General features: G+C 47.6%; 19 protein-coding genes. 15 read left to right on the top strand and 4 right to left on the bottom strand.

Annotation, left to right across the window (positions count from 1 at the left end; genetic code table 11):
- Positions 1-43: 43 nt before the first annotated feature.
- The 4 genes from RIC07_RS37250 to RIC07_RS37235 all read left to right on the top strand — a co-directional run bounded on the left by RIC07_RS37250 (position 44) and on the right by RIC07_RS37235 (position 5,212).
- On the top strand, positions 44-3,349 hold the full coding sequence (locus RIC07_RS37250) for a phycobilisome rod-core linker polypeptide (protein WP_446398908.1): 3,306 nt from the start codon (positions 44-46) through the stop codon (positions 3,347-3,349).
- 380 nt (positions 3,350-3,729) lie between these two features.
- Positions 3,730-4,215, top strand: a complete 486-nt coding sequence (apcA, locus tag RIC07_RS37245; protein WP_446370408.1) for an allophycocyanin subunit alpha — start codon at positions 3,730-3,732, stop codon at positions 4,213-4,215.
- Positions 4,216-4,320: 105 nt separating this feature from the next.
- On the top strand, positions 4,321-4,806 hold the full coding sequence (gene apcB / locus RIC07_RS37240; RefSeq protein ID WP_446370407.1) for an allophycocyanin subunit beta: 486 nt from the start codon (positions 4,321-4,323) through the stop codon (positions 4,804-4,806).
- 202 nt (positions 4,807-5,008) lie between these two features.
- A complete protein-coding gene (locus tag RIC07_RS37235; protein WP_006101555.1) occupies positions 5,009-5,212 on the top strand; it encodes a phycobilisome linker polypeptide in 204 nt (67 codons plus the stop codon).
- Between the two features lie 173 nt (positions 5,213-5,385).
- On the opposite strand, the gene RIC07_RS37230 is transcribed toward RIC07_RS37235, so the two are convergent.
- On the bottom strand, positions 5,386-6,189 hold the full coding sequence (locus tag RIC07_RS37230) for a Uma2 family endonuclease (protein WP_446398907.1): 804 nt from the start codon (positions 6,187-6,189) through the stop codon (positions 5,386-5,388).
- Between the two features lie 139 nt (positions 6,190-6,328).
- Between RIC07_RS37230 and RIC07_RS37225 the strand changes: the two genes are divergently transcribed.
- Entirely contained in the window at positions 6,329-7,543 is a 1,215-nt protein-coding gene (locus tag RIC07_RS37225) for an FtsW/RodA/SpoVE family cell cycle protein (protein WP_446398906.1), read from the top strand.
- Positions 7,544-7,707: 164 nt separating this feature from the next.
- Here RIC07_RS37225 and RIC07_RS37220 read toward each other — a convergent pair whose 3' ends face one another.
- Complete coding sequence (locus RIC07_RS37220; RefSeq protein ID WP_446398905.1) at positions 7,708-8,481, bottom strand: DUF3747 domain-containing protein; 774 nt, start codon at positions 8,479-8,481, stop codon at positions 7,708-7,710.
- Between the two features lie 159 nt (positions 8,482-8,640).
- On the bottom strand, positions 8,641-12,327 hold the full coding sequence (locus RIC07_RS37215; protein ID WP_446398904.1) for a response regulator: 3,687 nt from the start codon (positions 12,325-12,327) through the stop codon (positions 8,641-8,643).
- Positions 12,328-12,914: 587 nt separating this feature from the next.
- On the opposite strand from RIC07_RS37215, the gene RIC07_RS37210 reads away from it, so the two are divergent.
- The 10 genes from RIC07_RS37210 to RIC07_RS37165 all read left to right on the top strand — a co-directional run bounded on the left by RIC07_RS37210 (position 12,915) and on the right by RIC07_RS37165 (position 24,336).
- Positions 12,915-13,526, top strand: coding sequence for an N-acetyltransferase family protein (locus tag RIC07_RS37210; protein ID WP_446379353.1), 612 nt, complete (start codon positions 12,915-12,917; stop codon positions 13,524-13,526).
- 429 nt (positions 13,527-13,955) lie between these two features.
- A complete protein-coding gene (locus RIC07_RS37205) occupies positions 13,956-14,510 on the top strand; it encodes a hypothetical protein (protein WP_446398903.1) in 555 nt (184 codons plus the stop codon).
- Positions 14,511-14,625: 115 nt separating this feature from the next.
- Entirely contained in the window at positions 14,626-14,886 is a 261-nt protein-coding gene (locus tag RIC07_RS37200; RefSeq protein ID WP_044207491.1) for a MoaD/ThiS family protein, read from the top strand.
- A gap of 105 nt (positions 14,887-14,991) precedes the next feature.
- Positions 14,992-15,447 carry a DUF2996 domain-containing protein gene (locus RIC07_RS37195; RefSeq protein ID WP_446398902.1) on the top strand — a complete coding sequence of 152 codons (456 nt, stop codon included), beginning with the start codon at positions 14,992-14,994 and terminating at the stop codon, positions 15,445-15,447.
- A gap of 498 nt (positions 15,448-15,945) precedes the next feature.
- Positions 15,946-16,728, top strand: a complete 783-nt coding sequence (locus RIC07_RS37190; RefSeq protein ID WP_446398901.1) for an RNA polymerase sigma factor SigF — start codon at positions 15,946-15,948, stop codon at positions 16,726-16,728.
- A 597-nt stretch (positions 16,729-17,325) separates the two neighbouring features.
- Positions 17,326-18,252, top strand: a complete 927-nt coding sequence (locus RIC07_RS37185; RefSeq protein WP_446398900.1) for a hypothetical protein — start codon at positions 17,326-17,328, stop codon at positions 18,250-18,252.
- 293 nt (positions 18,253-18,545) lie between these two features.
- The gene (locus RIC07_RS37180; protein ID WP_446379343.1) at positions 18,546-18,797 is read left to right on the top strand and encodes a hypothetical protein; all 252 of its coding nucleotides are present in this window, start codon (positions 18,546-18,548) and stop codon (positions 18,795-18,797) included.
- Between the two features lie 19 nt (positions 18,798-18,816).
- A complete protein-coding gene (locus RIC07_RS37175) occupies positions 18,817-21,813 on the top strand; it encodes a hypothetical protein (RefSeq protein ID WP_446398899.1) in 2,997 nt (998 codons plus the stop codon).
- Positions 21,814-22,065: 252 nt separating this feature from the next.
- On the top strand, positions 22,066-22,554 hold the full coding sequence (locus tag RIC07_RS37170) for a 2'-5' RNA ligase family protein (RefSeq protein WP_446398898.1): 489 nt from the start codon (positions 22,066-22,068) through the stop codon (positions 22,552-22,554).
- A gap of 411 nt (positions 22,555-22,965) precedes the next feature.
- On the top strand, positions 22,966-24,336 hold the full coding sequence (locus tag RIC07_RS37165) for a tetratricopeptide repeat protein (RefSeq protein ID WP_446398897.1): 1,371 nt from the start codon (positions 22,966-22,968) through the stop codon (positions 24,334-24,336).
- Between the two features lie 410 nt (positions 24,337-24,746).
- Here RIC07_RS37165 and RIC07_RS37160 read toward each other — a convergent pair.
- Positions 24,747-25,410: Uma2 family endonuclease (locus RIC07_RS37160; RefSeq protein ID WP_446398896.1), on the bottom strand; the 664-nt coding region annotated here is incomplete at its 5' end.

Genomic DNA, 25,410 nt, shown 5'->3' with positions numbered 1-25,410 from the left:
AACACAGTCAGTAGCAATTGTCGATGGGAGCGTTTGAAAATCAATGAGTGTTAAGGCAAGTGGTGGAAGCTCAGTTGCACGTCCGCAACTGTATCAAACTGTACCGATTAGCAACATTATCCAGGCTGAACAGCAAGATCGGTTCTTGGGTAAAGGAGAGCTGCTTGAGCTGTCCGAATACTTCCAATCCGGTACAAGACGCATAGATATTGCCAATCTGATTACTCAAAACTCAGATTTGATCGTATCTCGTGCCGCTAACCGGATTTTTGTCGGCGGTTCTCCGATGGCGTATTTAGAAAAGCCCCAGGAAGAACCTGCACCGGAAATGGCAATGGCAACCAGTGGTGCGGGTACAGGTGATGTCAGACGCACGATGACACTAGGAACCGCGACGTATGTAGAAAGTGGCGGGGGTTTCTTTGAAGGATTCCGGAACATCTTTAGCGCCTCCAGTGGCGGTCCAGCGCCATCGGGATTCCGACCGATAAACGTCGCCCGTTATGGTCCAAGCAATATGCAGAAATCCCTGCGCGACTTGTCTTGGATGCTGCGCTACCTCACCTACTCAATCGTTGCCGGTGACCCGAATATTATTACCGTCAACGTGCGCGGATTACGGGAAATTATCGAAAATGCCTGCTCTGGAGATGCCACATTACTGGCACTGCAAGAAATGCGGGCAGCCTCTTTGGGGTACTTTAAGCGCGATGCTGAAGCCGCCCAACTGGTGGGTGAGTACTTTGAGATTCTGATTAACGAATTCAAAGCCCCGAATCCAGCCGATAAAGTCCGCCAACGTCCTTCGCCGGATCAGCAAGGGTTACAACTGCCTCAAAGCTACTTCAATGCCGCAGAACGGCGTCCGAAGTTCGTGATGAAGCCGGGACTATCAGCGTCAGAAAAGAACCAAGTGGTCAAGGCGGCGTATCGGCAAATCTTTGAGCGTGATATTAGCCGCGCCTACAGCCAATCCATCTCCTACCTGGAATCGCAGGTGAAAAACGGCGACATCTCCATGAAGGAGTTTGTGCGTCGCTTGGGTAAATCGCCCCTATACCGTAAGCAATTTTACGAACCCTTTATAAACAGTCGTGCTTTAGAACTGGCATTCCGTCATTTCCTGGGTCGGGGTCCGTCCTCTCGCGAAGAAGTTCAAACCTACTTCTCGATTGTGTCCGATGGCGGTTTACCCGCGCTGGTGGATGCTTTGGTATATTCTCAGGAATACTCCGATTACTTTGGCGAAGAAACCGTTCCTTACCTACGAGGATTGGGACAGGAGGCTCAAGAATGCCGCAACTGGGGAATGCAGCAAGATTTGCTCAACTATAGCGCCCCCTTCCGCAAGATACCGCAATTTATCACCACCTTTGCCCAGTATGAGCAGCCGTTACCGGATCAACATCCCTACGGTTCGGGGAATGACCCCTTAGAGATTCAGTTTGGAGCAATTTTCCCCAAAGAAACGCGCAATCCCAGCGCCCGACCCGCTGGTTTTGGTAAGGATACTAAGCGCATCCTGATTCATCGCGGACCGGGGATTAATAACCAAAACAGTAATCCTCAGGCAAGGGGTGAGTTTCCGGGGTCTCTGGGAGCGAAAGTCTTCCGCTTAGACCAGATTCCTAGCACTAAGGCGGCTAGTGTCACATTTGCCGAAAGCTCGACCCAAAAGGTGATTAGTGCCTGCTATCGCCAAGTCTTTGGGCGGGATGTGTATGATGGTCAACGCCAGAAAGTGGCGGAGATTAAGCTGGAAAATGGCGAAATTACCATCCGGGAGTTTATCCGCATCTTGGCGAAGTCCGATGTCTTCCGCAAGATGTACTGGACATCCCTGTATGTGATGAAGGCTGTGGAATATATCCACCGTCGTCTATTGGGACGTCCCACTTACGGGCGCGGGGAAACGAACAAATACTTTGATATTTGTGCCAAGAAAGGGTTCTACGCCCTGGTTGATATGCTGATTGACAGCAAAGAATACGAGGAAGCCTTTGGGGAAGATACGGTTCCCTACGAGCGCTATCTGACACCGGGGGGTCTACAATTGCGATCGGCTCGACCGGGTGCGCTGCGTGAGGATGTGGGGACTAAGCCAGAAGTACCAGCTACTCCTGCCTATGTGGAAATGGGAGAGGTGCCAGAAACGCGGACTGAGCCGGATGTTCAATTCCGAATTAATCAGGGCGTTAACACTAAGCGCCAGCAGACCAAGATCTTTAAGCTGACGGATCTCAACGATAAGCCAGCAGTGAAGGTTCTGATTCGTGCCGCGTATCGCCAGATCTTTGAGCGCGATGTTGAACCGTATGTGGTTAAAGGTCAGTTCTCTAGCCTGGAAAGCAAGCTGGGGAACGGTGAGATTAACCTCAAGGAGTTTATTGAAGGGTTAGGTTGCTCTGAACTCTACATCAAAGAGTTCTACACGCCTTATCCCAACACCAAGGTGATTGAGTTGGGAACCAAGCATTTCTTGGGTCGAGCACCGGAAAATCAAAAGGAAATCCAGAAGTACAACCAGATTCTGGCATCCCAGGGTATCCGAGGCTTTATCAGCGCCATGGTTAACAGCATGGAGTATGTTCAAGTCTTTGGTGAAGATACGGTTCCCTATCGTCGCTTCCCCACTTTACCGGCGGCGAACTTCCCCAATACGGAGAAACTCTATAACAAGCTGACCAAGCAGAATGATCAACTGGTGGTTCCTAGCTTTGAGCCAGTCAGTTCGCGAGTGGATGGGGCAAAACTGCCTTTGACGGGGAAAGCGATCGCGGATATGGCGGCGACTAAGCCTGATTTTGTCGAACTCAGTCGTTCTGTACCCAAGGACAATAATCCAGCGGTTCAACCCGCCATCGGAATTGCCAATCGTAAACCCGCACGGATTTTCCGCCTAAACCCCGGAAATCCGGACGAAACGGCTCAGGTTATCGAGGCAATTTATGCTCAGGTCATGGATATCTGGACGGGTGAAATTCCCCCATCCTATCGACAGCCTGACTTAGAGCGTCAACTGAGCCAAGGTGACATCTCGGTGCGCGATTTTGTTAAGGGGTTGGCATGTAGTGAAAGCTATCGCCAGCGCTTCTACTCGCCCTATCCCAGTGCTAAAGTCATCGAGTTCTTGTTCCGTCATCTGTTAGGACGCACTCCTGCGACTCAAACGGAGATTCAGGACTACACCAAACTCATGGCTGAACAAGGACTGAATGCGGCTGTGGTTGCGATCGTGGATAGTTCAGAGTATGCTCGTTTCTTCGGGGACTATGTGGTTCCTTATCCTCGCGTTCCCTCATTGCCAGCAGGCAATTACTTGGGCAGTATCAAAGCTATCTCTGATTAGGGATTAGGGTAATGTTCTAGGCGTGTTACGGCACGTCTTTGAGGAAGATAGGGTGTAGAGACGTAGCCTGCTACGTCTCTATAATCAGCGTTCCCCCACCCCTAAATCTGAGGACAAATGTTACAAAATGTTGCGAACATAGGAAAAATGTGAACAATCTATCGCAAAATATTTGCGGAAGAGAGCTGTCTCACTGACCTAATGTATCGCTAGCTACTCTCACCAATCTTGAGTCGATTAAGTCGTTTCAAGATCAGGCAGAGTCAGCCATTAAGCTGGAGAGCCTAGCCCATTGGGAAGCGTTTCAGCGTTTCAACAGTTACAATAAGCCAGTTTAAGTACACACACCTGGTTACATTCTTGGAGGAGGAATCCTGTAAATGAGTATAGTCACGAAATCAATCGTGAATGCCGATGCCGAGGCTCGTTACCTAAGCCCTGGTGAATTAGACCGGATCAAGTCGTTTGTGACCTCTGGTGATCGTCGCCTACGGGTTGCTCAAACGTTGACAGACTCTCGTGAGCGCATCGTTAAGCAAGCTGGAGACCAGTTATTCCAGAAGCGTCCTGATGTTGTTTCTCCCGGTGGTAATGCCTACGGTGAAGAAATGACAGCAACTTGTCTGCGTGACTTGGACTACTATCTGCGCCTAATCACCTATGGTGTTGTCGCTGGCGATGTTACCCCAATTGAAGAAATTGGCTTAGTCGGCGTGCGCGAAATGTACAAGTCTTTAGGGACTCCCGTTGACGCTGTTGTCGAAGGCGTTCGTGCCATGAAAAACGCTGCTACCGGTATGATGACTGGGGAAGATGCGGCTGAAGCTGGCTCCTACTTCGACTATGTAATCGGAGCAATGCAGTAGACCCTATCCGACTGAGAAAGACGTAGCATAACGCTTCCACACCTGGACGTTGCACGTCTGTCTTAAGGATTCGAGAGACTAGGTGAAATAAGGAAAATAGAATCGATGCAAGACGCAATTACCTCTGTTATTAACTCTTCCGACGTTCAAGGAAAATACCTGGACGCCTCTGCGATGGACAAGCTCAAGGGCTATTTCGCCACGGGTGAATTGCGGGTGCGTGCGGCAACCACAATCAGTGCTAACGCAGCAACTATCGTTAAAGAAGCTGTTGCCAAGTCTTTGCTCTACTCGGATATCACTCGTCCGGGTGGCAACATGTACACCACTCGCCGCTACGCTGCTTGTATCCGCGATTTGGACTACTATTTGCGCTACTCCACCTATGCCATGTTGGCGGGTGACACCTCCATCCTGGATGAGCGTGTACTCAATGGACTCAAGGAAACCTATAACTCTCTAGGTGTTCCCATTAGTGCAACCGTACAAGCCATCCAAGCCATGAAAGAAGTTACCGCCAGTCTGGTGGGTGCTGATGCTGGTAAGGAAATGGGTGTTTACTTCGACTACATTTGCTCGGGTTTGAGCTAGAGAATTCTGGAACGTTCCCTTGTGAACCTGTAGTCGGTAATTTTTTCAAGGTTTGGGAAATCAATTGTGAGTGCTAGCTTGTTAAAGGCAAGTCTGACTTTTTAGTTAAGCAGATGAGTTTTGACAATCTAGTATTGACAGTTGAGTCCCAAACCTGATTGCAATATAAAGTTTCTGAATTTTAATTAGGAGAACTTCAATCATGCGAATGTTTCAGGTGACGGCTTGCGTCCCTAGCCAAACTAGAACCAGAACTCAACGGGAGTTGCAAAACACCTATTTCACCAAGTTAGTTCCCTACGACAACTGGTTTAGGGAGCAACAGCGGATCATGAAAATGGGCGGCAAAATTATCAAGGTGAAGCTAGCGACTGGCAAACAAGGTACAAATACTGGATTGCTTTAAAAAATAGCTTCTACGGCAAAGGTGGGGGGTCGCGATGACCCCTTTTTAATTGAAGATTGTCAGAAGGTATAGCACTACGCGCAAGGCAATAGACAATAGGTAATAGGTAACAGTAAGGGTTTGAGGGTTCTTAACATTTTTTAGTACAGGGTACAGGATTTATGTCCAAGTACTTAATTTTCTGTATCAGACTCAATCCCTAACTCCTTGAGTTTGGCAAGTAGTTCCTCAACCCTTTGTTGCGCCAGTTCTCGTTGTTGTCGTTCTACCTCAACCTGTTGTTGTGCCAGTTCTCGTTGTTGTCGTTCTACCTCAACCTGTTGTTGTGCCATTTCAGCTTGCTGTTGTGCTAATTCTGCCCTCTCTGCTGGTGATAAGACTAACTGTCCCTCTGAACTGAAAAATCGCAGGGTTGATTGATGCACTCCTAAAAATAACTGTAACTGTTGACTCCATAACCAGCCTTGCTGATTTGATTCCAGTGGCTGATATTCACCTCGAACTAAGCAGAATCCTTGAAACTCTAAGGTGTCAGGGTGAAACCAAAAATATTCGGGTGTGCGAAAGGTATCCTGATACAGTGTTTTCTTATCCCCTCGATCCACCTTCGCTGTGCTATCCGAAAGCAGTTCAATGATCACATTGGGATATTTTCCTTGTTCTGCCCACAAAACCCAACTTTTTCGAGGTCGATTTTCCACGCCCAACACCACGAAAAAGTCAGGTCCGCGAAAGTCTCTGGTGGTGATGTGGTCAGGACTAAAATAAATGGTAAGGTTCCCAGTGACATAAAAGTCAGTACGTTCTCGCCACCACCATTTCAGGCAAGCCAAAAGTAGTTCAATTTGATCTCGATGCCGATCGCTTTCCAAGGGCGGTTCATCACTCCATAAATCCCATGGTGGAATAATAATCTCTTCGGGTTCAATTTGGGCAGTTTTTTCAGTTGTGGCGTCTGAACTCTGGCTAGGCGTCATGGGAATACCAAGGAAAGTGATTACTTTTTAGTTTAGTCGCTGGTAGTCAGATCTCAGAGATCATACTATTCTATACAGTTTAACTGGATGGTCGGCTCCGGTTGCGCTACCCTAATTGAGAGTAATAAATGAAATTTTAGTGACTCTACGTAACCTGATTTCATGGATTCATCCTTCGGCTAAGGACTGGGGAATCGATGCCCGTCTATTGCGCTGGTTAACCTTTCTGTGGCTATTGGTGGGTTTAGCGGTGCTGTTCTCGGCATCCTATCCCAGTGCCGATGCTGAGTTTGGTGACGGTTTATATTACTTTAAGCGACAGCTCATCTGGATTACCCTAGGCATGATCGCCTTTAATTTTTTTGTGCGATCGCCTTTACGGTATATCCTCAGAATTGCCCATTGGATAATGCTGGTGTTATTGGGGTTGATCTTGATCATCCTGATTCCCGGTGTGGGAACGACGGTGAATGGCGCAACCCGCTGGCTATCCCTGGGTTCTGTTCCCCTACAACCCTCGGAATTAATTAAACCGTTTCTGATCCTTCAGAGTGCTTGCCTCTTTGGGCAATGGCAACAGATTTCCGTGCGAGTACGCCTGTTCTGGCTAGGGATGTTTGCCCTAGTGCTGTTGGGAATTTTGCTCCAACCAAATCTGAGTACAACGGCGCTATGTGGGATGACATTGTGGCTAATCGCACTGGCGGCTGGGTTGCCCTTTTCCTACTTAGGAGGAACCGCCTTGGGAGGCGTGTTACTGGCAACAATTAGTATCAGCATCAAGGAGTATCAGCGGCGTCGGGTGATGTCCTTTCTCAATCCTTGGGCTGATCCGATGAATGACGGCTATCAATTGATTCAAAGTTTACTGGCGGTAGGATCAGGGGGTACATGGGGTTCTGGGTTTGGTCTATCCCAACAAAAGTTGTTTTATTTACCTATTCAGTATACCGACTTTATTTTTGCCGTATTTGCTGAAGAATTTGGCTTTGTCGGCAGTACGTTGTTGCTGCTGCTGATCGTAGCTTATGCTACCTTGGCAACCATTGTGGCATTAAAAACCCGTCATCCTGTGCATCGGTTAGTCGCGATCGGAGCGATGATTGTAATTGTCGGTCAATCGCTGTTAAATATTGGTGTCGCCACAGGGGTTCTCCCGACTACGGGTTTACCCTTCCCATTTTTTAGTTATGGGGGAAGTTCGATGATTGCCAATTTGTGTTCGGCTGGATTGTTGATTCGGGTAGCCAGAGAAAGTAGTGAGGCTCAAGTCGTTTCTTTACAAAACCGTCGCCAATCACCACCTCAGCGGCGTAGGCGACAGAGAACGCAGTTACAGAGGATGAGGGATTAGCGGTTAGCTGGGGGAGCTGGGGAAGCGGGGGAAGCTGGGGAAGCGGGGGAAGCTGGGGAAGAATAAATGAAATTGGAGCTTATTTGATCAGCATGGGGGCGGGTTTAGTTGCATTTTTTGTGAGGCAAAAAACGATAGTAGTTAAACCCGCCCCTACAAAAAACTTACCTTAAATCTTCCAAAATTGGCACAGTCTGATTGGAAGCAGGAGGGGGTAGGGTTTGAGGATTGGTAGCTGGATTGTCTAGGGTGGGTACAGTAACTGATGGTGGAGTATTTTCCTCGCTTGGCTTTGTGAAAATAAACTCCCGCTCGGTTTCTGCGGGTGCAGGTTCCCGTACTGCTGGCGTTACCGGGTTTGGAGGACTCACCGCTGGTGTTGCTGGAATTGCTGTATCGCTAGTCAGATAGATATGACCTAATGCTCGACCTTGATAAGCACGTCGAGTGAACCGCCAACCAGGATCAAGTTCAATTTTCAGGAAATTGCCATTACTCAACCCTTGGGTTCTGCCAATTTCCACCTTGGGAGCTTGACGATTCATCCGATTTGTACCAATGAGGACTAACTCGCCATCACGCTCGACAACTCTTAGCAAATAGTCTAATCCTAAATCTTGACCCTCCATGCGAATCGAATAACCATTACTATCAGTGCTACGTCCGCAAATGCCTGTAAAGTCAAAATTGAGCAGTAACGGATCAACGATCGCGGGATTACTTCCCACCTCTTGCCAGCAAGCGCGTTGGTTGGATCGCTGCTCGATAATCAGTAATTGATACTTGTCATCCCCAAAAGGAGCAGCAACGGCAATAAAATTATCAGAATTGACTTCTTGACTATCAAATGTGCCTGCCTTTAGGGAACTTGAAGCTCCGACGGTGAGTAGAAATGCCGTCGTTAGAACCCCAACGTTGAGCCATCGTAAACGTTTCATAGTTAGTGTGGTTGCCGAAAATTTCTACATTCAAAAATAGACGTAGTGAGCGCTTCAAAGATTCCTAATCTAGGATTTGATATCCTCTCCAGGGTGAACGCGCTGGGATTCCCCATCTTCCCCATCTTCCCCATCTCCCAGACGTGCCATGGCACGTCTCTACATCCCCTGATCGGGTGAATTGGCATTCACTGGCACAGGGTTAACGGCAAAGGTTAAAACGGTTTCATCAACGCCTTTGAGCTTAAGAGAACGATACTTCGCGATCGCATCATCGTCTAACCAATCAGCAACTGACGCCGAAACCAGGATTGAATTCGGTTCAGCCGCTTCTTGCAATCGGGCGGCGATATTCACTGAAGGACCGATCGCAGTATAATCGGTTCGTTCATCTCCACCAAACATCCCCACTACAGCGGTTCCTTGATGAATCCCACAGCGGAATCGTACAGGCGGGGGTCCTCCATTACCCACGAGTCCCCTAGCTTGCCACTTTTGATTCAGTTTATCGAGCGATCGCAACATTTGTCGTGCCGAGGCAATTGCCCGTCGAGCTTGTTCGTGAGGACTTAATTCTTCGGGAGCGCCGAAAATCGCTAATATGCCATCCCCCATAAACTTATCCACCGTACCCCCATTATCAAACACCGCACGAGTCATGGCTACCAGATACTCATTGAGCAACTCGGCAATTCGGCGCGATCGCAAGGTATTCGACAACTCCGTAAACCCCACAATATCACTGAACAAGGACGTAACTAAGCGGGGTTCTGGATGTAAATCCAGTGCTAATTCTCCCCGTGCTGCTTTCTGAACCATAGCTGGGGGTAAAAACCGCTTCAGTACCGACTCAGTTAGATATCGATTTAACTCAACCACGCGCTGTTCTTGTTCTTTAAGCGCCAATAAATTCCGGACTTCTGCCAACAATTCCCGGTCATTAAACGGTTTTGAAAGATAGGCATCTGCCCCCTTTTCTGTTCCCTCAATCCGACTGGCTTCATCCGCTTTTGCCGTGAGCAATATAATCGGTATTCCCTTAAAGTCCTGGGAACCCCGAATGGTATGAATCATATCCAGTCCTGACATCACAGGCATCATCAAATCAGTCACGATAAGCTGAGGATGGCACTTCTGGGTCATTTGCCATCCCTCTTCCCCATTCCGTGCTGTCCACACCTGATACCCCGATTGCCTTAAGATACTGCTTACATAAGCCCGTAAATCGGAATTATCATCAACGACCAAAATTCGCGCTACTTTCGCCGCCAAAGGTGTATGTGGATCAACAGTCAAATAAGCATTTCCCGGCTCTTGAGGTTCGGCTTCGGGTTGATCTTCGGGTTCCCCGAAGGAATTCAACTCCAAGTCCGCCAGTTCCACCAATGCCCGACTGGACTGGATTTCCGTGGCAACATCCACAATCTGCTCGACGGGGAGGTGAGCTTTTCCTTGTTGTAAATGAATGGTGAATGTTGTTCCTTTTCCCTGTTCCGAGGATACGTCAATTTCTCCCCCATGGAGTTCTACTAATTCTTTTACCAACGCTAATCCTAAACCACTGCCTTCATAACTGCGGTTGACTGAGCCTTCTGCTTGTCGGAACCGTTCAAATAAATGAGGAAGTTGTTCTTTACTAATACCAATACCCGTATCGGAAATTTTTAGACAAACTTTATTGTCCGTCGATTTAACGGTAATGGTAATACTCCCCCCAGCATTGGTAAACTTCATCGCATTTGACAGGAGATTATACAATACCTTGTCAAATTTTTCTATATCTAAATAAATCTCAGGACAAGGGATGACCTGGCTCAAGAGATTGATATTTTTTTTCTCGCAGTAGGGTTTAAAAGTTTCAACAATTTGATGAATAAATTCAATTAAGTTACAGGGACGGAAACTCGGTTGCATCCGTCCTGCATCGAGTCGCTGTAAATCCAATAGCTGATTGACTAATCGCAACAAGCGGCGCGAATTCCGCAGCGCGATTGAACTTTGTTCATAAGGTAATCCCTGATGTTGGTTAATTGCCGATTCTAGTGGCCCAATCATCAGGGTCAGGGGCGTGCGGAATTCATGGGAAACATTTTGGAAAAATTCCGTTTTCTGCCGATCTAATTCCATTAACCGCTCGGCTTGCTGTCGCGTTTTTTGATAAAGTCGCGATTGCTGAACCGCAATTGCCGCTTGGGATGCCACGGCTTGGGCCAGCTCAATTTCGGATTGCAGCCAGTGGCGTGGGGTATCGGTTTGCCGCAGGCTAATGCTACCAATAATTTTGCCATCAACCAATAAAGGCACCACCAAAAGGGCGCGGGCATTTTGGCGCAGGGGCAGGTCAGACCCATTCATTTGGGGATTGGCTACCAAATCATCAAGCACCACTGGGGCTTGGCTATCAATAAGCTGCCGTAATACGGGATTGCCGACAATCGGAACAGCTGACAGAGGAAGTTGAGTGGAGGAAACAGATTCAATTGAGGAGGTAGGGGAATGAGTTAGAGTGACTTGATTATTCTCTGGAAATTGATCATGATGATTAACCGACGTTCCCACTACTTTTGTCGATTTCCCATCATATAAGCCCACACATTGAACAAACTCATCATTTTCACTCCACAGAGACAGAACACAACCATCAACGTTGAGAGCAACACCTAATTGTTGAGTAATCGCTGTAAAAATTTCTTGGGGATCAAGACTAGAACGAATAGCGCGAGTAATTGTGTTGATTAAGGTTTGCTGCGTCGCTAAGGTGTGTAGCTGTTCATACGCCCGTGCCTGGGAAATTGCCATGGCAGCTTGGTCTGCTACCATCACGACGAGTTGAATTTCGTCATCTTGCCAGCTATAGGGTTCTACACACTGGTGTAACGCCATGACAGCCACCAATTCCTGTTGACTAATCAGGGGGACGACTAAGCTAGAGCGAATATTCGCTTGTTGATACGCCTGTAGCCGAGCTTCGCCTTCAGGACTATCCTGATTAAATCGTTCATCTGTCAATACATCGTGAATAACGGTAACTTCATGGGTTTGCCAAACCGTCTGAGTTAAAAGCGGCGGTAGCGATGAGGTCGCATCTGTATTTTCACCCGTGGTTTGTATGGTACAGGAGTTGGGTTGCGGCTGTGCTAAGTCTAATGGTGAATGGTTCGGTGATAAGGGTTGCCTACCATTGTCTCTAAACCTTGAATTTTCGCCACCTGAGTCGCTCTGTTGCCGTTGATAGACAAACCATTCATCGACCAACTGCTCTTGCTGGAAGGGACGAAGAATGCATACATCGACTTCTAGCAAGTGACCCACCGTCTCGACAATCCGCTGTAGAACGTCTTTAAGCGGGGAACTACCACTTTTGTCATACTGAGCATTGCGAATGGTATTGGTTACTGTATTTAGGAGGGTTTCCCTACGCAACGCCCGACAGAGTTCACTGGTGCGGGACTTAAGGACATTATGAGTGTCCATGGCTTGCCGCACGACTGACTTGAGTTCCTCGGCATTCCAGGGCTTGGTGACGTATTTAAAGACTTTACCTGCATTGATGGCTTCAACGAGGTCTTCTACATCGGTGTACCCCGTCAAGATAATCCGGATAATATCAGGGTATTGAGCGGCGGTGATACTGAGAAACTCGGTACCGCTCATTAGGGGCATACGTTGGTCGGAGATAATCACAGCCACATCTCCTTCAGCTTCCAAAATTTCTAGTGCTGCAGGACCATTGTCTGCCCGCAAGACTTTATACTCACGATGGAATGTTCGATATAGCAAGTCCAGGTTGTCGGGTTCGTCGTCAACAACCAGAAGTTTAGGCTTTCGTGTGGATTGAGATCTCATGCACCGCTCTCCTGCTGCCAGAGCTTTTGCGAATAAAAACAGTTTGCAAGCACGTTAGAGATTTTTACGGCTGGCAATGACTGGCTCGATGAGAACTCTCTGACTCCAGGGAAGTGTAGTTCGATGATCACGACGGGCTAAAGGAAGCATGTTACTTGTCCTGCGGCAATTTGGCTATTGTGACGGTAGTTAGTGGTACACCCCAATTGATTTTAATTTTTGTTTTCCAGTATGGTTGTATTCTGCCTCAAGTTGCCGAATAGTCATGTTTGGTCTGAGCGTCTTGGTTTTGGCTTTACCATAAGAGTTATGCGATCGCGCCTAACTCCTCTATTTTGGGCGAATCATGAAAATTTAGGGGATCGAGCATATCTTGAGGACGCAAAGCGCTGCGCCTTGATCGGCTTTATGATGGTGTCATGCCCCTGGGAAAGCGCTGTGGGAAGAAGTGATTCGTCAATGCTCTCCTTGTACAATACTATCGTTCTACAAACGAAAGACGATGATTTCTGGTTAAGTGTTGATCCCAAGGGAGTGGTGATGGCGCTCTTTATGTTTTTGCGATGGTGAACCCCTGCTTTTCTTTCGTGACGTCCCACAAAGTTGCTTCTGAAGCTCAGCAGACGCTGGCTGTGGATGCTTCCCGCTTAACGATCCGGAGGGCAAAAGACCAAGATCTAATTGCGCTCTCGGAAATTCTAGCGGATAGCTTTCACTCGCAACAGGGACTCTGGCGTTTGGTTTATCCAATTTGGCGATTAGGAATTTATGAAGATCTGCGGAATCGACTGCGTGGCAATTCTCCCCATTATGCCTGTTTTGTTGCCCTCAACCCTGATGCTTCTGGCGATAGTGCTGACGGGCTACTCGTCGGCACTGTCGAAATTGCCCTCCGTTCTCCCCCATCCTGGCAACCTCAAGGTCACCACTATCCTTACATTTCTAATTTAGCGGTCAGAAGGTGTTGTCGGCGACGGGGTGTGGCTGGACAATTACTGCTAGCTTGCGAGCGTCAATCCTTGGCATGGGGCTTTCCCAATCTTTACCTTCATGTCCTAGATAGTAACGATCAAGCGCGGCAACTTTACCTGAAAATGGGCTATCAACTGCATCATCTAGAGCCGAGTTACAGTCTCTGGCGACGCCATCCTCAACGTTTGTTATTACGCAAGCGTTTAAATACGGGAACACCTGGATAACCCTAAGAGGAATTTTTTCCTCACGGCGGTAAGTGACACAGTTGGGGACATAATCTCCACTTTGCCGCCTTTGGGAATCGAGTTTCTCGCTCCAGCTTTACCATTTCTTTAAAAAACGTTCCCACTTCTTCACAAAATCTTCATAAAATTTCTTAACAAATAGGCGTATATTGCCCCAATTCAGGCATCTGTAAGGGATTGACCTGACCTATACCTGTAACCGTATGCCATAAAATAGAGTTATAAATTTGTCGAGAAGCAACAAATGACACCGATCTGAGTTGGTTTGATAGGGTAATTCAACATAGAGGATCAACAAAACTTCTCTTCTTGGTTATTATCAAAGACTGATAACCCAATGAATTGATTAGTTGTGCGTTCAACCTAGGTGCATCCCTGCTCCCTTGAAATTAAGCAATACGAGTTGAAATGGAGAGCGAAAATAACCAGCGTTGCCAAACAGCTCTTTACGAAGAAGAGGAGGTGCTTGCCCGCCCCAATAGTTTCGCCAACGCTCAAGGCTCTAGTGGCATGAATAAACAAAGCCCAAATTCCCATGACTCACCGGAAGGAAAAATTCTTCAGCAGCTTCACGATCAACAGTTGTTGATCGTTAATCCTCGGCGTCGGAATGGCTTAATTCTCTTCAAGCGCTATCATGCTGAATTTGCTGGACCCGGTTCAGGGGTGGGAGGATTATTCGATGTGGATTGTCAGCGGGTGCTACCTGTGGGAAACATTTCTTTACTCTCTCCAGAATCATCAGAAGAGCGACAGCGGGCGTATCTGATTCGACGACAGTGGGTGAGATTAACGATGCAAATTACGGATAACCCAGTTCCCCTGCAACGCGCCCAAAAGATGATAGAGCAATTTGAGGGCTTCTTTGACGCGGAAACAATTGCTAAATTACCTAATGAGGCTTTTTCTCTGTTGGTGGGAGTCTTGCCTCAGACGGTGATTAAAGTGCGTCACACAGCCTAGTGCAGCGCGGCAGAGGAGGGAAGCTGGGGAAGCTGGGAAGCTGGGGGAACAAGGTGGGAATTGTCAGGGGCGGGTTAGGATAAAGATTGGAGCATTTGTTAGCGGATCACGCCGGATGTCTGAACCTTTGATTTGTGTCTCCATCAAACTGTTCGCCGCTTATCAAGACGCCTACGGCGTCCCTGAACTTCAACGGGAGTTCCCCGCCCAAACCCCTGTATCTGTCCTTCTGGATAGCTTAATCGCCGAACATCCTCAACTGAAACCCTGGCGGGATTTGACTCGTTTTGGTATCAACCTCCAGTTTGTTGAACCGGATACGATTTTGCAAGCAGGAGATGAGGTTGTCCTAATCCCCCCTGTCAGTGGCGGTTAATTCGTATGAATTCCGGCGAAGAGAGGGGCAACAGGTTAATTGATGGCTCCTTTTTCTGTAAAAATATAAAGAGAAATTATCAGAAAAACCTGCAAGTGAGTCGTTATGCCAGAAAAAAACAAATCTAATCCGGACGCTCAAGGGGCTAAATCTAAATCCTCTAAAGCAAAAAAAGAGAAACCACCAGCACCTGAGGACAAACCGTTCCCGGAATTTATCGAACAAGAGTACCTACCCGCGTTAAAGACTGCCTTTGGCGAACAAGGTGTCGATGATGTAGAGGTCAATTTTGTCAAGGAAAAATTCCCGATTCCCGGTTTAAGCAGCCAGCCAGACTGCTGGCAAGTCATTGGTCGCTTCGCTAATGGTCAGCGTCAATTTAACGTATATTTCCCCGATGAGGATATAAAGGCGCAAAAAGCCTTCTCCTGTGCGCCCAAGGGAGCCAAACCCAGTACCCTTGAGTCATTTATGATTGACGAACGCAAGGTGTCTCTCGATCTGCTGGTGTTTTATACCATACAGCGATTGAATGCCCAGAAATGGTTGGCAAGAAATTAGTTAGGGGCTGCTGAATAAGTGTTGTGGTTAGGGGGAGCTGGGGGAGCAATGTAGAGACGTATCATGCTACGTCTGGAAGCTGGGGGAGATGTTAGCCGTTCAGTTATTTCCCTGCTCACTGCACTAGGAGGCTTCTCTTGAGCGATCGCAAATATGAGTTATACTTAACTGAATGGGGTATGCTTTAGACAAGCTTGAGATTTCCAGCTAAATTTTTCCAAAAACAGAGTCCTGCTGTAACATAGTGCGATACTAGGGTGTACTGACTGCTTTCCTTGGAGATTAGCCAAAACGTTAGCTCATGGGTTTACCCTACTCCTGCTTCCTGGCGTTGTGGTAGCCGTACTTGCGAAAAACGGCTGTAGCTGGCTAATCTATTAGTGATCCTGACCTGTAGTGATCCGAACCTCTAGATTCCAGCAGCAAATTCCCCACCGAACCGCTGGCTTGAGTTAAGGGTTCTCACTCAAAGTACGCTTCTACCCCCTTACTTTTGCTATGCTGACTTCCATTACCCACGAACAAGAACTAAAACACGAAAGCCTGCGATTGCTGCGAGACTATCAGCAATCCAAATCCGCAGAGACTCGCAACCAGCTAGTGTATCTCAATATTGGGCTAGTTAGACGAGAAGCTCATTATTGGGTCAATCAATGTACCGAAAGCTATGAAGACTTGCTACAGGTTGGTTGCCTAGGTCTGATTCGAGCGATTGAGCGATTTGCTCCCAGCAAGGGTAATGCGTTTAGTTCCTTTGCTATTCCCTACATTCGTGGTGAAATTCAGCACTATTTGCGCGATCGCGGCGGTTGTATTCGTATCCCCCGGCGCTGGTTGGCGCTACAACAGCAGTCTATCGCTATTATTCGCCAGTTACGAGAGGAACTCAATCGCCAACCCACCGATGCAGAAGTAGCGGAAGCTCTTGAAATTCCTCTAGCCGAATGGCAAGAAATTAAGTTAGCGCATCAGAATCGAGAACCTCTGAGCCTAGATACGCCTGTTGGTGACGAAGAAGATGGCACAACCAGCTTGGGTGATATTGTCCCTGATCCGCAATATCGCAGTTTTCAACTGGCACAAGAAGACCAAATTCGCCTGCAACAAGCGCTGGTTCACCTAGAACAACGGACTCGCGAGGTTTTGGAATTTGTCTTTTTACATGATTTAACTCAGAAAGAAGTGGCAGAGTTGTTGAATATTAGTGTGGTAACCGTGTCTCGCCGCATGAAAAAAGGACTCAACGCCATGAAAAATATTATGAATGGTGGGGAAAAGTAAGGGGCAACGATGATGGCGCGATCGCTAGTAGCCGATAGCAGTCAAAGCTTCCACAACGCTTCCACTATAATAGTAGGTAGAGAGAATAATTGAAATTTATCTAACTGTGGGGGGAGAGGGGGAGCAATAAGACCCACGCCATAATTTTTAATTGGGCGCTGGGATACACTGGACTCCCCCAACATCAATGTGGTAAATTGACATCATTCTTCGATACATCTGCTCACAAAGCTAGTTGAAATTGCTGCACCGTGAGTTGATTCTCGAATTCGATAATTGACGCCCTCGCGGAGTCGAAGCGTCAATAACCAAGGAAAATCAAACGAACCAGTACCGCTGGGCTAGCGGGAATGGAAACTGCCTGTGCAGACGGTCTACCGGGGACTGAAATGTACTCGTCTCAGTCTAGGTAAGTGTCGCAATCCCCTGAGCTTCGACAGGCTCAGCTACCGCGTAGCCGAAGGGGAAAAACCAGGAAATCCAAGTTGTGAAGCTTGGAAGCCCACACCAGAATCTTTGATTTGGTGTGGGATGATGTCACTTCTAATTGGGGTGTTCTGTGTGGTGTCTTCTGTAAAAATATGGGGGGACTCGATCATGCATAAAAAATTATTAGTTGGGTTGATCACAGTATTAGCATTGTACATAGGAGGTTGTCAGGGCGACGATACTGAACAAATTGGCGAAGTGCCAGAGCCGACGACAGAGGAATCGCCAAGCGAGTCACCAACTGCACAAGAGGTAGCGCCCTTTGCAAATCCTGATGTAGACGCGCAGCCGAGATTGCCGACAGCATCAGGGTTGATCCAAAGTCAGTCGTCCCAGGAGCAAGTTAGAAAAGTAGAAAAAGGACGCAGCGATCCCTTTGCTACCCTGACCCTAAAACCGGAAGTAACCGTATCGCCTAATCCTCAAGCACAAGGACGATCTAGACCTGTACCTGTGGTTCCGCAAGTCCCCTCGCCTCCCGTTAGGAGGGGGACAGGTAATGGTAGTCCAGGTAGTCCAGGCGGTGGCAATCAAAGCAGAGGAACAGGTGGCACAGGTGGTACAGGTGGCACAGGAAGAACGGGTGGAAACGGTTCCAATGTAGTACCAGGAGCAACAACATCACCAGGAGGAACGAGTGCCAACGGTGGTAATGGTGGTAATGGAGGAAAACCAGGTAGTGCGACAGCCAGTGGAAGTCCGGTTCCGGAACCCCCTCCCTTGGTTCCCGAACTGCCAAAATTACCAGATCCTACACTAGCTAGGCAAGTGGAAGTTGAGGGCGTAGTCCAAGTTGGCAATGTGCCTCGCGCTATTGTCAAAGTTCCCAATGAACCAAGCCGCTACGTCCAAGAAGGACAAAGGATTTCCAACGGACAAGTTCTGGTTAAGCGGATTGAAGTGAATCGCGGTCCGACGCCAGTGGTTGTTCTGGAGCAATATGGTCAAGAAGTGGCTAGACAGGTTGGTGAAGAACCTGCGGGAACTCCAGCACAAGCCGAATCCTCTACCGCTTTGCCACCGCCACCCGCCTGATGTCAGTTTGTGTTGACGCTCTCCCTCCTAGAAGAAAAGAGATTCTATGGAAATTTCGGGCTTCAGACCCTTTATTTCCGGTAGAGTAGCTGAAGCTGAAGTGAATGAGCATCGCCCTAGGAGCGCGATCGCATCTTGTCAGGATAAATAGTTTGTAGAGACGTGCCATGGCGCGTCTCTTTGTATTGTAAACATTAAAAGCAGTAGCTCGCAAACTTTGGTAACCTGGAGGAATTCAACCCCAAAACGTATCCCAGAAAACGAAAAATTAGGTGAATGGAAACGTACAGCCTGTGGCAAGCCAATCACTACGATATTATGTATCTGGTTCGAGAGTACCTTTAGCCGTTTATCGAGAGGTGGCGGCTCATTTACGACAAGTAGAAGGAGTAGACGTTGAGCTAATCCCCCAAATGTCCCAGACGTTTGATTACAATCAAAGTCAAGTAGAGGGGTTATGGATTCAACATGCTGATGATTCGGATGCGGTGAGTCGAGAACGAGTTAACCAAATTTTGACTCACTATAACCTACTCACGACTTAATGAAGAATCGTTAACGATTATGGACTATTGGGAATTTCTACTCCAAAAAGAGGGCGATCGCACTTGGTTACCGATCAAATCCCCTAAGCTTGACTTGGATGTGGGTCGATACCGGGTAGTGGCTCATTCGAGTCGCGCCAATACCGATGTGGAAATTTGCGTGACGCATACCGATACGAATGAAACACCACCCAAGCGACGGTATCAAAAGCGATCGCGCCGTACTAACCCTGATGGGTTAATGGTGATTATTCCCTTTACCTATCTTAAGCCCGGTCTATGGGAGTTGCGCTGCTGTGGTGATATTATGTCCGATTTTCTAGGCAATTCCTGGCAGGAAACGGTACAGTTATCGGTTGTACCTAAGGTGAGTGAGGTTTTAGAGAAGGCAGAAGATAGAGGCTTCCAAGAGGGAAATCAGGAACAAGAAAATAAGGCAGACGAAAATGATATCACTCCGGAAACGGTAAATAATGACTCCGCGCATCCTGAGGAACTTCATTCCCCATTGATCACTTCTCTCCACAGCCCAGAGACAGAAGAGGTTCTCCCTACACAAGAGCAACCAGAAGAGCAACGTGCGATCGCGGATAATGATTCACTCGACTCATCTCACCCTGTCCCCCAATCCACCCAATCCCCCCCTCCAACTGAGTTACCAACTCTAACTGAGACAATCACATTACCCCAACCTCATACTCCCTCTCAAACCCCTATAGCGGCGACAGAAACCGCTCAAACAGATACAGAACACTCTATTTCCCACCCCACAAATGGCAAAATCGGCGATAGAGAGGAAACGACACCCTCAGAAACAAAAGCCACCTCTTCCCCACCGGAAGCATTACCTGAGTTAGAGATTCCTGAACCCGATATCCCGATTCAAACCTCTACCTCTTCCCAATCTCCTATCTCCAATCCTATCTTGGATCAATCCCTGCAAGTGCTAGAGCAAGTGTTGCAACAGGTACTTGATCCGGTAATCAAAGAATTTGAAGCGTCTGAGTCTTCAGAATTGCCCATTCCCATCTCCCCAGAATCTGAATTTTCCCCAGAGGAAGATACGTCATGGCAAGGATTAATCTTAACCCTAGAGGAGGAAGCTTTAGTCACACAACGGGGAGAATCTCTGACTGTAGCCGGACAGGTGGATCAGTTAAAGGTGCATCCGCTAGACCCTAGGGAAATTGTCCTAAGTGAGACGAATCAGTTTCAGGGTATCCTACACTATGAATTACGTCATCCGCAAACCGGAGAGGTTGTCGTGGATGTCCGCACCCCCATAGCTGCACCCGCATTTCCTGTCACTTTTAGCCAGACGCTAGAGATTCCCTCAGACAGCAAAACCTGTTTATTACTAGGAAAAGTTAACCTGTATGAATCAACGGGGACAGGATTAGCCAGTCAACCGTTTACCGTAACGGTGGATTTAGATGAATTATTAGTTGCAGTTCAATCGGGAAATTGGACAAAATCGGAAGACACAACTCCTGAGGTTGCTACCCCACAACCCCAGTCACAGTCAATTCCTCTGAATCAGATATTTCTTGATTTGGTGGATAATCCGAACAACCGTAAGCCTTTAATCTACCAACCCTCATCCCATCAACCTTTACCCCCACAGCTTTATCAACCCCAATCCCAGCCCGGATTAACCAAATCCCTGGATTTGCCTACCTTTTCTCAGCCCAAACCAACCTCTGAGGAAATCCAGCCAGAAACAGAAACGCGATCGCAAGCTGTTGAACCCACTGATAAACAGACAACCGAAACCACGCCTTCAGCACCCGACGATACAACAGAAGACTTCGTAATCGACTCATCTGTCACCGAATCTCTAGTGCAGGAAACAGGCGAGGGGGAAACCAACGAGACTATCTCTGTTCCTCACACGGCTGTCACTGAAGCCTCTATGCAGGCGGAAACCGGAACTGAGTCCGCTGAACCCTCAGATGAAACACCCCCCCTAGAGGACAATCTCGCCGCCTTAGCAGAAACATCTGAACAGGCTTCTACAGAGTCCACCGAGATATCCGATGTCTGGACATCAACACCAGAGGCGGAACCCGAATCCTCCCAGGGAGAGGAGATAGCGAATCCAGACTTATCCGAGTGGAAAACAGCCGCGATGTCAACTGCTGCACCCATCGATCAAGATCCGATCGCGGTTGATCGCGCTTTCACTGAACTCAACCTGAATGAGCGATTCTGGGGGCGTTTGAATGCGTTAATGACGGATACGGATTTAGCCGAATGGCTGAAAGTGGAGTTACCCCCTAGTGAGGAGTTGGTTGAGTTGGAAGGGGAACTATCTGAGCCAGAGGTTGATCCATTATTTGCTCAACCCAAAGAAATTCCGCCATCCTCTGATGATGAAGATCAAGAATTAAATGGCTTTGATGAATCGATGTGGGATGAAGACACCGAGGAAGTGGGGAGTCTTAATCATGAGGAGATCCCGAAACTCGAACCCCCTATCCAACCCGATCATCCTCCCTTGAATCGTGAGGAATTATTGGAGCGAGAAATTGTGGTTGAAGATGAACCCTCGACTACCGAATCCTCAGCGTCTAGGCTAGTTGGTTCAAGAACCGTTGAGACAGAAACAGGAGCGCGATCGCACCTGAGAACGTCTGACATGGCTCAACTCGACTTAGGGACGCCCTTACCCACACCAGAACTATTCATCCCGACTCAGGAACTAGCGGCTGGGGAACCCGTACTGGTAAAGATTAAATTGAACCCTCATTCGGCTCGCTTAGGCGTTAAATTATGGGTTCAAGATCGCCAAAGTCGCTCCTTACTGGATGGACCCCGTTGGTTAATGGATTTAAGCCCAAATAAATCAGGGGAATTAGAAGCCTTAACCCAGTTAGTTGTACCTTTTGGTACAGTGGAAATTCGGTTTGAAGCAATTACTGTCGATTTAAACAGTGAACGGGAAAGTCATAAAGTTTCGGTTGATCGGGTTGTAGTTCCACCAGACTTGTCAGATTTCTCTGAGGATGAGTTCTGAATTGACCCATACGATCATCAGTTACTTGTAGGGGCGGGTTGAGGGATAAAATGAGGAAACCCATCTTAAATTAAACAATGAAACCCGCCCTAATCCTAACTGTCATCGTCGCTATTCTGTAAATTTGGGATTTAGGTGATCAGTTGAGTGTGAGGGGGAGGAAGGGCGGGTTTTGTAGAAACGTTATTAATTTCTGGGTTAATTATTTCCCTAAACCCGCCCCTACATGGGATATACATCCCTAGATACCAAATGAATACTAAAATATCGTTCTGGCTAATACCATCAGTAGCTTATCGACCCTTTTTTCAAGAGATGATTAATTCTCTAGCAAACGCCCATGATGCGCCTAGGTTTGAGCCTCATGTCACGATTTATTCAGAGAACTATACGGCTGATGAATCAGTTGATGAATTAATCGAAACAGCCGCAAAGAATGTTTCTGGATTTATGCTGGATATCGATCAAGTTGGCTATAGCGATCTATACACCAAGACATTATTTGTGCAGTTTCACCCATCGGCAATTCTAACTCAGATTTCCGAAACCTTACGCCATAACTCGGCTAAACCCTCTAATTATGTTCTCAATCCCCATTTAAGTTTGCTGTACCAGCATCTTGATCAAACCGTTCAAAAAAAATTAGCCACAGAGTTAGTTATTCCCTACACTCAGGTTTTCTTTGATGAAGTGAGAGCCATTTCCACACCAGAACCTGTTCGGAGTGGGGAATTTGTGTAAAAATGGCAAACGCTCAGTGTCAGGAATTTGGTACCGTGAGAGGGGAGCAGGGGAAGCAGGGGAAGCAGGGGGAGCAGGGGAAGCAGGGGAAGCAGAGGAAGCAGAGGGAGCAGAGGGAAAAGAGGCGTTCCGATAAAACATCTTTTGTAGGGGCGGGTTTTACTACTAACATTTCGTTTTTACCCTGATGTAACTAAACCCGCCCCAACCTAACCGTTCAATTATTGCAAATGACGTAGCTTGCTTCTCGCGATAGCGAGTATGACAAATGACAAATGACAAATGACAAATGACAAATGACAAATGACAAATGACAAATCCGGATGAAGCGATCGCACCTGCGAAACAAGAAGAGGAGAAACTGTTCGGTTGACGGACATGAATCGCGACAAGCATCAGCAGGATGAGACTATGGTTGTATCAGGGAATTCTAAACTATCCGAGAATCCCTCAGCAGGGATGGAGGATGTTCAATCTGACGCCGATACCTGGTTGAGTCAGGGAATCGCGTCGTTTCAGCAAGGGGATTATCGCCATGCGATCGCGGCGTTGAATCAAGCCTTGCAGATTAATCCCGATTTGGCGCAGGCTTACCATTATCGGGGGATGAGTCATTATTGTCAGGGAGATGCTTTGGGGGCGATCGGGGATTTTGATGAAGTGTTACGGCTTGATCCTCAAAATGCCCAAGCTTATAGCGATCGCGGTTTGATTTTGGCGACGCTTAATGATCGCTGGGGTGCGATGCAGGATTATAATCAAGCCTTGCAAATTGATCCGAATTACGCTAAGGGATATCTGAATCGTAGTATGCTGCGGTTGGCATTAGAAGATTATGAGGGTGCGATCGCAGATTGTGATCAAGTGATTCGGATGAATCCGAACTTAGCCGAAGGGTATCTGAATCGAGGGATTGCCCGGTTTGAACTAGAAGCCTATCAAGATGCTATTGCAGATTGCGATCGCGCTTTAGCGATTAATTCCAATCTGACGGCGGCTTATTTTAACCGGGGGATGAATCAAATCGCCTTGGGAGCGTATCAGGAAGCGATCGCGGATTTTAACCATGTCTTGGAATTGAATCCCAATGATGCTCAAGCCTATCTGAATCGCGGTTATGTGCGGTTGCAGTTGGGGGAAAATTGGTCAAGTATTGAGGATTTTGACCAAGCGATGCGCCTAGAACCCGTGGCGGCGAAGGCATTTTTCCAACAGATTGCCAATACATTGAATCAAGAACCCGACGCGGTTGAGGATGATGAATCAAAACTGATTCAAGGGTTAATGGTTCGAGGGAATTTACGCTATCAATTAGGCGATTATCAAGCGGCGCTGAATGCCTATAATCAGGTTTTGAACCTCGATCCGAATTATACAGAGGCTTATAACCAACGCAGTACCGTGCGTTCGGCGATGGGGGATTACCAAGGCGCGATCGCGGATTTAGAAACAGTTAAAACGCTCTCTCTGGCGACTTCGTTGTCCCCAGAACCCGTATCCGTGGCGACGAATGAACCAACGCCTCAAGAGTACCAGAAGATCGGCGTAGAAAAGTTGAATCAGGAAGACTTCCACGGCGCTATTGAAGCGTTTAATTACGTCTTGCAGGATAATCAAAATAATGCCACGGCGTTAACCTGTCGGGGATTTGCTTATCGTCGTCTGGGAGATAAACCACGAGCAATTGCCGATTTTCAGAAAGCGGCGAAAGTGTTTTATGAGCAAGGGGATATGAAGTCCTCTCAGGAAGTGATCAAAACACTGAAAAAATTGCGGCAATAATGATTAAACCCGCCCCGACACAATTATGGGTGAGACACCAATGATGAAGGGCGGGTTTTGCACAAAAGTTAGCGGTGTTGATTCAACGTTTATCCCTAAAACCGCCCCGACACGATGGCTATGGTGAGGGATTTTATGAACTGTAGGGGCGACCCGCTTGCATTAATGAACAACACGATTCCACTTAATTGGATCGGGTCGCCCTCAGGTTATGTAGGGGCGACCCGCTTGTATCAATGGACAACACGATTCCACTCAATTGAATCGGGTCGCCCTCAGGTTATGTAGGGGCGACCCGCTTGCATCAATGAACAATACGATTCCACTCAATTGAATCGGGTCGCCCTCGGTTTAATCATTTAGAAATGATCCTGGGCGCAAGTCTTTGCGCCCCTACAGAATCGCTACGCTTATGGATTTAAACGCTGGACAAATGCCTGATGTTCGGCTGTCTGTATTCCCTGCTGCAACACTGCCAAAACCTCAGCTAAATTCCCCTCGCGCAACGCATTTACCGCTAACCATAATCCCGGAAAAATACGAGAACGAATAATCCCCGCTGCATCGGGTTCTACGGAAACATATCGTCCTTCTTCTAAGCAAAACCAATCAATACGATTTTCGTAACTTTGCCAGACAATATATTCTTGGACACCATTGCGACGATAGGCATTTAGTTTATCATTTAAATCATAAGACGCACTTGAAGCTGCCACTTCAACAATTAACTCCGGTGCGCCTTCAATATAATCATCCTCAGTAATCCGAGAATTTCCTCCTACCTCCGGTTCAATTCGCAGTAAAGCATCGGGTTGCGGTTCGTTATCGGCATCCAGACGGACTGTAGTATTATCAGCCAGATATGCACCCGGAGTTTCTGACTCGTACACTAACAACCAACCGATAATTTGAGCATGGGGTTTACCGTGACGGTTGGCGCGAACGGGTGAAGCCACGTAAACCACTCCTTCAATTAATTCGGCTTTTTTATTGTCTGGCATTTCCTGATAGCGACGCTCAAATTCGATGCGAGTGAGGCGATCGCCACTTTCTAGGGGAGGAGGAGAAACGGTG

This window comes from Coleofasciculus sp. E1-EBD-02 (genome assembly GCF_040218245.1).
Taxonomy (GTDB): Bacteria; Cyanobacteriota; Cyanobacteriia; order Cyanobacteriales; family Coleofasciculaceae; genus Coleofasciculus.
The sequence above is the reverse complement of the archived record's forward strand: the minus strand, read 5'-3'. Positions and strand labels throughout refer to the sequence as shown.